The sequence below is a fragment of the Alphaproteobacteria bacterium genome (assembly GCA_018063245.1).
Classification (GTDB): domain Bacteria; phylum Pseudomonadota; class Alphaproteobacteria; order JAGPBS01; family JAGPBS01; genus JAGPBS01.
Genome location: JAGPBS010000004.1, coordinates 15,352 through 28,619 on the forward strand (window position 1 = coordinate 15,352; position 13,268 = coordinate 28,619).

9 protein-coding genes and 1 pseudogene are annotated in these 13,268 nt (G+C 41.6%); 7 read left to right on the forward strand and 3 right to left on the reverse strand.

The window, feature by feature from the left end; genetic code table 11:
• Positions 1–57: 57 nt before the first annotated feature.
• Positions 58–3,174, reverse strand: coding sequence for an SEL1-like repeat protein (locus KBF71_00860; protein ID MBP9876869.1), 3,117 nt, complete (start codon positions 3,172–3,174; stop codon positions 58–60).
• Positions 3,175–3,342: 168 nt separating this feature from the next.
• Here KBF71_00860 and KBF71_00865 point away from each other — a divergent pair, with 168 nt between their 5' ends.
• Entirely contained in the window at positions 3,343–3,678 is a 336-nt protein-coding gene (locus tag KBF71_00865) for a hypothetical protein (GenBank protein MBP9876870.1), read from the forward strand.
• A gap of 60 nt (positions 3,679–3,738) precedes the next feature.
• Entirely contained in the window at positions 3,739–5,004 is a 1,266-nt protein-coding gene (locus KBF71_00870; protein MBP9876871.1) for a DNA recombination protein RmuC, read from the forward strand.
• On the opposite strand, the gene KBF71_00875 is transcribed toward KBF71_00870, so the two are convergent.
• Positions 5,001–5,954 (reverse strand): tyrosine recombinase XerC, encoded by a 954-nt coding sequence (locus tag KBF71_00875; protein ID MBP9876872.1) that lies wholly within the window; start codon positions 5,952–5,954, stop codon positions 5,001–5,003. The two genes, KBF71_00870 and KBF71_00875, sit on opposite strands and share 4 nt — an antisense overlap.
• 10 nt (positions 5,955–5,964) lie before the next feature.
• Positions 5,965–6,624, reverse strand: coding sequence for a fructose-6-phosphate aldolase (gene fsa, locus KBF71_00880; protein MBP9876873.1), 660 nt, complete (start codon positions 6,622–6,624; stop codon positions 5,965–5,967).
• Positions 6,625–6,757: 133 nt separating this feature from the next.
• Between fsa and KBF71_00885 the strand changes: the two are divergent.
• The 5 genes and pseudogenes from KBF71_00885 (at position 6,758) to atpA (ending at position 13,263) form a co-directional block, all read left to right on the forward strand.
• Positions 6,758–7,912 (forward strand): annotated as a pseudogene (locus KBF71_00885) (transposase).
• A 176-nt stretch (positions 7,913–8,088) separates the two neighbouring features.
• A complete protein-coding gene (locus tag KBF71_00890) occupies positions 8,089–10,311 on the forward strand; it encodes a primosomal protein N' (protein MBP9876874.1) in 2,223 nt (740 codons plus the stop codon).
• A 154-nt stretch (positions 10,312–10,465) separates the two neighbouring features.
• Entirely contained in the window at positions 10,466–10,876 is a 411-nt protein-coding gene (locus KBF71_00895; GenBank protein MBP9876875.1) for a hypothetical protein, read from the forward strand.
• Between the two features lie 279 nt (positions 10,877–11,155).
• Entirely contained in the window at positions 11,156–11,716 is a 561-nt protein-coding gene (gene atpH, locus KBF71_00900) for an ATP synthase F1 subunit delta (protein ID MBP9876876.1), read from the forward strand.
• Positions 11,716–13,263, forward strand: a complete 1,548-nt coding sequence (gene atpA, locus KBF71_00905) for a F0F1 ATP synthase subunit alpha (protein ID MBP9876877.1) — start codon at positions 11,716–11,718, stop codon at positions 13,261–13,263. Before atpH ends, atpA begins: the two co-directional genes overlap by 1 nt.
• The last annotated feature ends 5 nt before the right edge of the window (positions 13,264–13,268 follow it).

Below are 13,268 nucleotides of genomic sequence, written 5' to 3' on the forward strand. Positions count from 1 at the left end.
TTTTAACTTCAGTTATAAAATTTTCAAAAGAATAATGCCAATTGATTATTTTTGGCTTTATGCATGATAATCGCCAAACCAAACATGATGTGCTTTTTTACCAGTTTTATCCCAGTAAAAAGTAATTCGGTATTTGTCGTTAATGCGGAGTGAGTATTGTTGGAGAGGGTTCTTTACCCCCTTTACCTTAAGAGCGTGGCCAATCAAGGGTTCAAGATTTTGTCCATGTGTGATTTGTGATCTGATTTCCGTGATGCTTTTTGAGCGATTGATGAGATTGAGCAGAAACACCGCTTTGCCAGCATATTGATCTGATTGTGATGTAAAGATATTTTCAGTGGTTTTATCTTGAAAGGATTCAATTGAATCCAGTCTAACGGGTTCAGGCAAAGAAGGTAGTGTTGGCTCCTCTATTTGGGGTGTGTGTGCTTCTACATAGTCTGCTCGTTTGGTTGCCCGTGCTTGGGCGCGTTCTTCTTTTTTAAGAGTAGATTCAATTTCCTTTTTTGACTTTAAGGCTTCTCTTTCCTCAAGGAGTTGCAGGACCTCACTTTTCATATTTGTTTTATCAGGTGAAGATGAAACGGGTTGGGTATTTAGCTCAATCATGAGAGGTGGGTTTGCAGGGCTCATCGAAGGCTCCATCGCTATGAGAGCTTGAATTTTTCGATGCGTTTTTAGAAATTTATCCTTGAGAGTTTGTGAGTAGGTTGCAAAGGCAATCGTTTCTTGATGGAGTGTTTGCAGGCGCCCTAGATCTTCTTGTAAAGCGCGTGTTTTACTTTCTCCACAGGCATGCGCATCAATGTCCTTTTGGAGTTTTTCCAGAATTTCTTTTTGGGATTTGAGTACTTTCTCCTTTAGGATTTTCCGGAGGGCTGCTTCTTTCTCAGCTTTTTCCTTTGCTTTGAGAGCTTGTGCTTCTTCTTTTGCTTTGCGTTCGGCTTCGAGTTTTGCTGCGTGAAAATGAGCATATCTTTCATTGAAGAAGGCAACAATCGCGGCTGACTTTATTTTAAAGTCATTGATGTGGGAGTGATTCTTGAGCGCTTTTGTTGCAATTGGCAATGCATCATGTATATTTGTGATCCCAAGCGCAATAATTGTTTCAAGTGTCACTGGCGCATTATTTTGATACTGATTCAGAAAGAGATCAAATTCATGGATTGATTCTTCTTTGAGAGCAGGACAATTAAGAACTTGAGACAAAAAGGCCTCAATGAGCAGTTGTTGCGTCTGAGGATTTGTTTGTCGATGAATCATGCTATATGTTACGGCTATGATCATGATCCGCTCGAGACTATTTATTTTATGGTGTTGTTCTTTTGCGGTGGTCAGAAGTTGACACATATCCCAGTAACAGGTGTTGATTAAATGGTTAAGTGTTGTGACTGGATCGTCCGCTAATTTGCCAATGTCAGTGACCTCGGTTGCCATAATTTGGAGATAATAATTGAGCAGCCTCATGTGAACAGTTGTCACAAGTTTTTTATCTTCCCATCGATGAAAAGGCAAAGCAGAAACAAGATGGCTGAAAAAATACATTTTCCCTAGAATTTTGTGGATATAGAAAATATCGCGTGCATTGAGGCAATAGAGCCGAGAGAGTAAGTGATGTTGTGCCGCAGGTCTCCAAGTGGATGTTGTGCTTGCAAATGTTAAAAAATCAACAGATTGTGATTCTGCGCCGTGCCTTTCTATATAAACTGAATATAGATCACAAAAATAACTAAGAATTGGTATAAAATTTTCAACCAAATCTTTTGTTCGTTCAAGTCTTTCGCTTTCTTCAGCTAAAAAGAGAGCATCTTCTTCAGCCGATAATGTCTTTCGATAGTAAGAGCGAGCCGTTTGACCAAAAGTTACAAGGTTTTTTATTGCTTCTGCATTGTCGAGTTGAGGTGGTTGATCAGTTATGTTTTTCTTGGAAAGTGGTGCCAGAGGATATGCTTCAGAGGAGATAAATAAATGATGTTTGTCACCATAAGAGGTGACGCGTTTTGAAAGGGCTGAGGCAATAGCATAAGCTTCTTTTGAAGGGCTATTGGCGAGGTGCCTTAGTAGTTTATTGATGGTAGTGACTGTCTTTTCTAAATTTGCAGGGTTGTATCGACAGGCTTTTAAAAAGTACGTGATGGCTGTTTCATATTGATTGTCAATTGGATCACATGATTTGACGTACAGTGTACCAAGATTCCCTGCTCCTTCTGAAGATCTGTTTTGTGTTGCGGAAGTGAAATATTTGAGTGCTAGTGCATTTTTCTTAGGCAAGCCAAGGTATCCAAATACATGGGCTTGTCCTAAGTCAAGTTGAGCGGCAACACAATCTAATTGCGCGGCTTCTCTATAATGCTCAACGGCCTTGCGTTCTAAGTTCATCTTTTCCTTTTTAGATAAGGATTTTGATTTTGCCTGTTCGACGGCTAAATAACCCAACCAAAAGAGTGCAGTTGGATGCTTTTTCTGAGCAGCTGCAGTAAAATAGGGGAGCGATTTTTCAATTTTCTCTTTTTCTAAACAAAAGAGATTTCCCAATTGGTACAGAGCTTCAATTGATCCTGAATTCATGGCAATTTTAAAATGCGCAATAGCCGTGTGAATATCTTTCTGAACGATAAGGCCGTTGCCATAAAAAATACCGAGATATATGTGAGCCTGAGCAAGACCACCCTTTGCAGCCAATTCGAAATAAGAAAATGCTTTTGATAAGTCTCTTGCTATGCCAAGTGCTCTATTGTAAAGAATGCCAAGGGTGTTGTTTACAAGAGGAAGCAGGTGGGGATCTGTAACGGGATCAGTGCTGAGTTCTGTGAGAATACGGATTGTTTCCTCAAGATCAACTGTTTTTGAATCCCGTTCTTGAGGGCTCATCGATGCAGGGCAGTTTTTACCGGAAACAGTGAAATACATCGCCTCAAAGAAGCGCGCCCATCCATTTGACTGAAAGGCTGATGGCAATGCATGAATATCTGCCTTTTTTAAAAAGAAAATAGGGCGAGAGAAAAGGGCTGTGTTTTGAGGCGTTAAAATTTTCGTTAATTGTCTGACTGAGACGGTGTGTTCAGTAACGATCTTTTGAAGGTAGATCTTTTTAATGGCGCCACTAGAATCATCACGTATGAGATCATAACTGTAGATGGTGATTTCAGATGCTTTAGACTGCAAAGATGACATTGTGTAACTCTTCCTAATTTTGGTGATTGAACGATATCATGTCGACAAAATTGTTGTCAATTAAAATGATATGTATTTTTATTTATCATAATATTTAATTTTATTGTATAATATATGAAAAGGAAGATGTGAAGTTTGGTTTTATCTTTTTAAAATAAGGAGAAAAATATGGGCTTGATAGGTGACTTTTTAGGGCGTATGAAACTTGATCTGATTGATGCATCGCATGGTGAGCTTGAGTTATGGAAGACTTTCTGGGTGATAGGCATTCTTGGGCATTTTAGTGTCTTTTTGATTAAATGGTTTTTGGTCACTGTTTGGCCGGGGATGGGCGAGCAAATAGGTTATGGCATTGTCTTCGCTTTTTCAGCCTATTGGCTTTATTTGATCTGGCGATGCGCCATGAATGTTGAGTTTTTGATGTGGTTCTTTATTGCGCGCATGTATGTTGTTCTGGCGTTTGTTGTTCTCATTCTTAAATTTTTCAGAGTCTTCTTCGTATAATTTTCGGTCTATGATTTTGGCATAAATCAGGATAGAGTGTCTCTCAAAGAGGGGCATATAATGACGGATATCGGATTCATGTTAACATCAGGGGCTTGCGGATTTTTCATCGCAAGCATCGTTTGGTTTTTTATTTACACAAGAGCGCAACAAAAAATCTCTCATTTAGAGCAGGAAATCTCAGCTCTCCAAATGGCCCAAGAGCTTGAAGCAAAGCATTTTGGTGAGAAATTAGCCTTGCTGCAGAAAACAGAAGAAGGCTTTAAAGATCAAATCAAAGCTCTGTCTGCGGATATTTTAAAGAACAATAGTGAACAATTTTTGAACCTTGCCGCTCAATCATTCAAAACGCTTCAACAAGGCGCTGTTGGTGAGTTTGAAAAAAAGCACCAGGCGCTTACAGATGTGCTAAAGCCAGTACAGGAATCTCTTTTGAAAATGGGTGAGCATCTAACTGAGGTTGAAAAAACACGTGTTGGTGCATATGAAGGGCTTAAGCAACATGTGCTCTCAATGCTTGAAACGCAAAAAGAACTTAGGCAAGAGACAGGGCAGCTGGTAAAGGCGCTCAGAACACCAACGGCGCGCGGTCGTTGGGGTGAGATTCAATTGCGGCGTGTTGTTGAAATGGCGGGGATGCTCTCGCACTGTGATTTCACAGAGCAAGTCTCTGGTCAGCATGAGGAAGGTCGTTTGCGTCCTGATGTGATCATTCATTTGCCGGCGGGCAAAACCATTGTGGTTGATGCCAAAACGCCACTCATTGCCTATCTTGAAAGCCTTGAGGTGCATACGGAGAAAGAGCGCAAAGAGGCGCTTGATCGCCATGCGAAACATATCCGTGATCATATGCGATCACTCGGTAGCAAAGCCTATTGGGGGCAGTTTGAAGAATCGCCAGAGTTTGTTGTGATGTTTCTGCCGGGTGAGAATTTTTTCAGTGCAGCTCTTGAGGTTGATCCTGAGTTGATTGAGATCGGTATGCAAAATGGTGTGATTCTGTCAACACCAACAACGCTCATTGCCTTGCTGAGAGCTGTTTCTTATGGCTGGCGTCAAGAGAGTTTGGCTGAAAATGCACGTCAGATCAGTGATGTTGGTCAAGAGCTTCATAAGAGATTATCGGATATGAAAGGCCATTTGGATCAGTTGGGCCTTCAATTGTCTCGATCCGTTGAGTCTTATAATAAAACAATTGGGACCTTTGAAACGCGCGTTCTAGTGAGTGCGCGTAAGTTTGAAGATTTAAAAGTGATTTCTGCAGAAAATAAGCTTGATCGTCCTGAAGAGATTGAGAAACAACCCAGAAAGCTCGTTGGGTCTTAGGGTTTCCCTGACCGTGGATGGGCATTTTGATAAGAGCTGATGAGATGCTCCAAATCAATCTCTGTATATTGCTGTGTTGATGATAAAGAGGCATGGCCCATGAGTTCTTGGATTGATCTCATATCAGCTCCATTTTGTAAGAGATGGCTGGCAAAGGAGTGTCGGAAACTGTGGGGCGTTGTTTCATCAGGTAAATTATACATTTTGCGAATGAGTCGCAGATGTTTTCTTGCAACATCAGGCTGGAGCTTTTTTCCTTTAAAGCCGAGAAAAAGAGCTCGGTCCGGTTCAGTTGGATAGGGGCATGTTTTAAGGTAAAGGTCGATTTCATCGTGGATGGCGGGTAGAAGAGGGATCAGTCTTTCTTTTTTGCCTTTACCGAGGATTGTCAAAATATGTGGTTTGTGAATAAGATCTTTGACTTTTAAACTCAAAGCCTCGCTAATCCTCAGTCCAGTTGCATATAGGAGCAGGTAGAGCGCACGATCGCGCCTTCCAATCCAAGGCTCAAGATGGTTTTCCATTTCAGAGAGAACTGTATCGATTGCTTCCTTTACAATGGGGCGCGGGAGTTTTCTCTCGCGTTTGGGGCTTTGTAAAAGCGAAAGTCTGCTGTTGATTCCGTGGCCTTCACGTTCAAGGTATTTGTAAAAGCCTTTAAGCGCTGAAAGAGCGCGTGCGCGAGACACAGTTTTCAATTGCTCAGCTGCTAGAGAAGAAAGCCAGCTTCTGAAGTCTGTGACTGTTAAATCAATAAGCACTTTGAGTGTAAGTGTTTCTCCAAGATGTTGATTCATGAAGGAAAAAAATGAGCCGACATCATGGCGATATGAAGTGATTGTCAATGGAGAATATGCTTTTTCAACGGCTAGCTTTTCAAGCCATTGAGAAAAGAGGCTCAGCAAATGATCATCAAGAGGCAGGATTTTGATCTCTTTCTGATCTGCCATGGTCATTCAATCAAGCAGCAAAGATAGATTGGCCTGACTTTTGCCAATCTTGTGTGAATTTTTCAAGCCCAAGATCGGTGAGCGGATGATGAAACAATTGTTTCATGATTTGAGGCGGAATGGTTGCGACATGAGCACCCATTTTGGCAGCCTCAACGATGTGGAGAGGGTTGCGGATTGACGCAACAAGAACTTCAGTTGCGAAATCATAATTTTGGTAGATTGTGACAATGTCAGAAATGAGAGAGAGGCCATCGCAGCTGATATCATCAAGCCGTCCGATAAAAGGAGAAATAAATGTTGCACCCGCTTTTGCAGCGAGGAGAGCCTGTGAAGCTGAAAAACATAAAGTTACATTGACCATAGCACCAGCTGATGTTAAATTTTTGCAAACTTTGAGGCCGTCTTGCGTTAAAGGAACTTTGACAGCGATATTCTTAGCGAGGCTTGCGAGATATTCACCTTCTTTCATCATATTGGTATAATCAGTGGAAGCGACTTCAGCACTCACAGGACCACTGATAAGCTTGGCAATTTTGGTGATAAGATCGATGAAGTTATCGTTTGTTTTGGAGACAAGAGATGGGTTTGTTGTCACGCCATCTAAAAGGCCTGTTTCAGCAAGTTCTTTAATTTCTGAGAAGTTAGCAGTATCAACAAAAAATTTCATGGCATGTCCTTGTCTATTGTGAATCGTGTCGATTATCTAAAGTGGCGTAAAACCTCTTCCTTTAGGTGGAGGATTCAAGCCACACAACTTTTCTCTTGCATCATAGCACAATTTTGTGCAGATTCAAATCATGATGATCAAATTGCAAGCTTTTCGTTTTAAACTAAGGCCAACGGATGAGCAAAGGCGCCTTCTTGGAGCCTATGCGGGTTGCTCTCGTTTTGTTTACAACAAAGCATTAGCCTTACAAAAAGAGCGCCATGATCAAGGCCAGAAAAAGCTTTCTTACCCGGACATTGCTCGTGAATTGGTCATGTGGAAAAAGCAAGATGAGCTCGCTTTTCTCAAAGAAGCACCTGCTCAGATTTTGCAGCAAAAGCTCATGGATCTTGAAAAAGCCTATAAGAATTTCTTTCAGAAAAGAGCTGGCTTTCCGAAGTTTCGCAAAAAGGGAATACATGATTCTTTTCGTTTTCCTGAGCCAAAATCAATTATCATCAATAGCGATTTCGTAACGCTCCCAAAACTTGGCCGCGTTCGCTTTTGGAGAAGTCGCCCCATTGTAGGCACGATCAAAAATGCAACCTTGTCTCTGAAAGGCAGAGATTGGTACATCAGCTTTCAAACAGAAAGTGAGTGCCAGAAGCCTATTCATGAATTAAAATCAATTGTTGGTATCGATGTTGGGATTGCTCAACTTGTGACCTTATCGGATGGAACACAAGTTGCGCCTTTAAATCCAACAAAGACTTACAAGGCAAAATTAGCCAGGGCTCAGAAGGCATTGGCGCGAAAAAAGAAAAGAAGTCAAAACAGAAAGAAACAGATACAGAAAGTTGCAAAAATTCACGAAAAGATCAGCAATTGTAGAAAAGACTATTTGCACAAAATCACGACCAATCTTAGCAAAAACCACGCGATGATTGTGCTTGAGGATTTAAGTATCAAAAATATGAGTCGCTCTGCAGCGGGTACGATCGACAAACCAGGCAAATATGTTCGAGCGAAAAGTGGATTAAACCGCTTAATCCTTGATCAGGGCTGGGGAGAAATGAGGCGTCAGCTTGAGTACAAGCAATTATGGTGTGGGGGCGATGTTCTGTTTATCAATCCCCAACATACAAGCCAAATGTGTCATGCTTGCGGCCATGTGAGCTCAGAAAATAGAAAAACGCAATCTTGTTTTGTTTGTGTATCATGTGGTATGAGTATGAATGCTGACGTGAATGCAGCTAAAAATTTACTTGCGGCAGGGCATGCCGTGATAGCCTGTGGAGAGACAGTAAGACCAAGGGGATCCGAGAGGAAATCTGAGGCAGTCTCGATGAAGCAGGAACCATTCTTGAAAAATCAAGCAGCTGCTTGATCAATCAGGAATCCCCTTCCTTTAGGTGGGGGAGGATGTCAACATACAAAATTGATTTGACTCCCGTCAACGGGAATAACGAAATGAACGACTTTACCATGCTTTTTGATCACAATCCAGCCGAGTCTTCTCATCAGTCTTCTGCAACGGGTAAAATCTTGCGTATTTTATTGCCTGTTAAGCTTGACAAGGCTTATGACTATAGCTTGCCAGCTCACCTAGATGCGGAAGAGGGTAGTTATGTTGAGGTGTCATTTGGTCCGCAAAGACTGATCGGTGTTGTGTGGCAAGTTCATTATGAACTCCCTAAAGATATTAAGTTAAAGCCTGTCGGCGCTGTTTTGCCTGTGCCTGCCATGACCCAGGTGATGCGTGATTTTGTTGAATGGGTTGGGCGATATACAATGACCCCCATGGGTTTGATTTTAAAAATGTGTTTAAGCGGAAGTGACTTAAGAGCAAAGGCCGTCCCTCATAAGCTCTGTGAATTGCTTCCGAGAGCATTAGAGCCTGGGTTGAAGCTGACAGAAACACGCAAAAAAGTGATTGAAATTTTGCAGAGGCAAAAGATAATGTCTCTGGCGGATCTTGCTGAAAAAGCAGGCTGTGGGGCCTCAACAATCCAGAAGATGGCTGAAATTGGTATCCTTAAAATTGATTTGCTTTTTCCTTGGCAAATGAGAAAACCATATGGTGCTATGTCATCCAATGCAACACTCTCGCCAGAGCAACAGAAGGCTGCAGAGGTTTTGGTTCAACACTGTAGGGCTGAAAAATATACCTGCACAGTCATTGATGGTGTGACAGGGTCAGGCAAGACAGAAGTTTATTTTGAGGCAATTGCAGAGTGCTTGAATGCAGGCAGGCAGGTGCTTGTGATGTTGCCTGAAATTGCGCTTAGTGATGGTTGGTTCAGGCGTTTTGAAAAGCGATTTGGCGTCTCGCCAGATTTGTGGCACTCAGATTTGAGTCAGAAAAAGAGACGTGAGACCTGGATGGGCTGTGTGACAGGGAAAAGCAGTTTGATTGTTGGAGCAAGATCTTCCTTGTTTCTGCCTTTCCGGAATTTAGGTCTTATCATTGTTGATGAAGAGCATGAATCTGCTTACAAGCAAGAAGAAGGAGTTCTCTACCAAGGACGTGATATGGCGATTGTGAGAGCTCATCTGTCACAAATTCCCATTTTCCTTGCTTCAGCAACGCCCTCCTTAGAGACATGGCAGAATGTTCAGCAGGAGCGATACGATTTGGTTGCCCTGCGTGAGAGGCATGGTGGTGCTCAGTTTCCAGAAGTGAATTTGGTTGATTTAAAAGAGAATAAGCCGCCATCACAACGCTGGATTGCGCCAATTTTCATTGAAAAAATGCATGAGGTTCTGAATCGTGGCGAACAGGTGATGCTCTTTTTGAATCGCCGAGGCTATGCACCCTTAATTTTATGCCGGTCTTGTGGTCATCGTTTTCAGTGTCCTCATTGTACAGCTTGGCTTGTGGAGCATCGTGCAAAAGGTGTGTTGCAATGTCATCATTGTGATTTTTCAATTCCTTTTCCAAATCACTGTCCAAAATGTAAGGCCGTTGGAGAGTTAGCAGCCTGTGGTCCTGGTGTTGAGCGGATCGCAGAAGAAGTAAAACGCTTGTTCCCGACTTGGGATGTCGGTGTGATTACCAGCGATACCATGCAACATCCTCTGAAATTAGCGGAGATGATGCAGGCTATTTATGACAGGCGTATCCAGATTTTGATTGGTACGCAAATGCTAGCCAAAGGACATCATTTTCCGCACCTGACATTGGTTGGGGTTATTGATGCTGATGCGGGCATGATGGGCGGAGATCTGCGTGCAGCAGAAAAAACATTTCAACTTTTACAGCAGGTTGCAGGCAGAGCGGGGAGAGAAGATATGCCGGGTTCGGTTTATATTCAAACCCACCATCCAGAAAATCCGATTTTAGAGGCGATGCAGCAGGATAACCGAGACGCTTTTGTTGCCTATGAGCTCGAAATGCGCAATGCATCAATGATGCCTCCCTTTTACAGGCTTGCAGCCGTTATTCTCTCAGGTAGTGACATGGGGCAGGTTCTGTCTGCTGCAGAGGACTTAGCCCGACTTCAACCTTCTAAAAATGAACATGTTGTTTTATTAGGTCCCGCGCCGGCACCTATTGCGATTTTGCGCGGGAAATACAGGGTTCGCTTTTTAATTAAGGCTCCAAAAGCTTTTAAAATGCAGTCCTTTATTGCTGAGTGGCTTTCGAAGTCAAAAATTCCATCAGCAATTAAACTTCAAATCGATGTTGACCCGTATCATTTCCTTTAAATTTTGATTTAATTTAATATTTTTAAAAAAATTATATAAAATTTGTTTTAAAATAAAAAATAATATGATATAATGAAATTACATAAGCGGGAAGGGGCTGTCGTAATAGGTTAGTAGGTAGTCCGCCGGATATGTTCAACAAGGGGGAATTAAAATGTTAAATGAAATCATCGACACAAAAAAAACAAAAAAGAATGATGTAATGTCAACTGCTAAAAGAGCCCTACTCATGAGCGGATTTTTTATGCTTGGTCTATCAGTTGTTCAGTTGAATGTTTCAGCGATGACAGCAAGCGTTGAATTGGTTGCATCAAAAGTATCAACACCAAAAAAATGTGATGAGAAAAATAAAGATTTCTGTTGTGATCCAAATGACCCAACAGAAGATTACTGTTGTGATCGTGTCGATCAGAAATTCGATTGGAAAAATCCAGATAACCAACAATATGCAGAGCAAGGTTGCCGTGATAGAGATATTGGAAGACCTAGCCTTGAGCGTGATACCTCTCCTAGAGAGACTCCATCAACTCCATCAACGCCATCGAGACCACAAAGGCCAACATAATAGAGTTTATCTTTTCAGTAAAAAGCCTCCTATTAAGGGGGCTTTTATTTTTTGGATATTGTTCATTGGATCAATGAGTATTTATAAATTTTTGCTCATTTTTAAAAAAGAGATGATTTTTTCATAAAAGAGCTTGCGCTGGACAAGGAGCTATGATAATCAATCTCTATGAAATATTTTTGATCATCTCGATTTATCTTTGATCTGCTTTTGAAAAAAGATAAACTCGTGGTGGTTAGTTATATTTTTCCACATAAACTCATTACCCTGGAGGTTTTCTTGCCTTCCCATCTTAAAAGTCACTCAATTCTTGCAAGGCGATATGCAAAGGCGCTCTTTGATTATTGTGCCGAGCATAAAGAGATCGAAAAAGTAGAAAAAGAGGTTCATCTCCTGCAGCAAATGCTAGGGACAGACTCAGGATTGCAGACATATTTGTCGTCTGATTTGGTAAGATTAGATGATAAGAATGATATTCTTGCTTTAATAAAGGCAGAAGGCAAAATCTCTGATACAACAATGAGCTTTATAGCTGTGGTTCTCGAGAACCATCGGCTGGATCATTTGACAGAGTTTTGCGCAGCTTTTACAGATATGGTTGCTGCGTATAATGGTATTTTAGAGGCGCAAGTAATCTCAGTTTATCCTTTGGAAAAAGATCAAATGGCTGATTTAAAAAAGTGTCTTGATAAAAATTACAACGCGAATGTTCGAATTCAACAGAAAGTTGATCCTTCGATTATTGGTGGTTTAATCGTCAGGGTTGGCTCATCTATGTTTGATGACTCACTCAAATCTAAAATTAACAATCTTGCAATGATGATGAAAGAAGGTGCCTAATGGAATTACTCACATCCGAAATTTCCAAAAAACTAAAACAAAAAATTGAACAGAAAATTCAGGATTTCAAGGCTGATACAAATGTATCAGAAATTGGTGAAGTTGTTTCTGTTGGTGACGGTGTTGCCCGTGTTTGTGGCCTTGTTGGCGTGATGGCCGGTGAATTGGTTGAGTTTAATGGTGGTCTTAAAGGGATGGCCTTGAACCTTGAGTCAGATAATGTTGGTATCGTTATCTTTGGTGACGATAGAGACGTGCGTGAAGGCGATATTGTTAAGAGAACAGGAACAATTGTTGAGGTTCCAATTGGCGAAGAGCTTTTAGGTCGTGTTGTAGATGGTCTTGGAAATCCAATTGATGGTAAAGGGCCTTTAAAAACAAAGAAAAAGAGCCGTGTTGATGTGAAAGCGCCTGGTATTATCCCGCGTAAATCAGTTCATGAGCCAATGGAAACAGGGCTGAAAGCGCTAGATGCCTTGGTGCCAGTTGGTCGTGGTCAGCGTGAGCTTATTATTGGGGATCGTCAAACAGGTAAAACAGCTGTTGCGATTGATGCGATTTTGAACCAAAAAGTTCATCATCAAGGGGGAGATGAAGGCAAAAAGCTTTATTGTATCTATGTTGCCTGCGGTCAAAAGAGATCAACGGTGGCTCAAATTGTGAAAACACTAGAAGAGAATGGTGCTCTCGAGTATACAATCGTTGTTGCAGCAACAGCGTCTGAGCCAGCGCCACTGCAATTTTTGGCGCCCTATACAGGATGTACAATGGGTGAATATTTTCGCGACAATGGAAAGCATGCATTGATCATTTATGATGACCTCTCAAAGCAAGCTGTTGCTTATCGTCAGATGTCATTGCTATTGCGCCGTCCTCCAGGACGTGAAGCTTACCCAGGAGACGTCTTCTATCTTCACTCTCGTTTGCTAGAGCGCGCAGCTAAAATGGGTGATAAAGCAGGAAATGGGTCATTGACAGCTTTGCCAATTATTGAAACCCAAGCTGGTGACGTTTCTGCCTATATTCCAACGAACGTTATTTCAATTACAGATGGTCAGATTTTCTTAGAAACTGAACTTTTCTATCGTGGTATTCGTCCTGCGATTAACGTTGGTCTTTCTGTTAGCCGTGTTGGATCTGCTGCTCAAACAAAGGCGATGAAGAAAGTCGCGGGCTCTATTAAACTTGATCTGGCTCAATATCGTGAAATGGCGGCCTTTGCGCAGTTTGCATCAGATCTTGATCCTGCAACACAGAAATTGCTGGCGCGTGGTGAAAGATTGACAGAGCTTTTAAAGCAAAATCAGTACTCGCCTATGACAATGGAAGAGCAAGTGATTTCTATCTTCAGTGGTGTGAAAGGGTATCTAGATACACTCAAGGTGCGCGATATTACAAAGTTTGAGCGCCGTATGCTTGATGATATCAAGGCCAAAAAACCAAAAATTGTCTCTGCAATCCGTTCAGAACAAGCTCTTTCAGAGGCAACAGAAAAAGAATTGCATGAGTATCTTGGGGCTTTTGTGAAAAATTTTGTTGCAGCTTAAGGTTT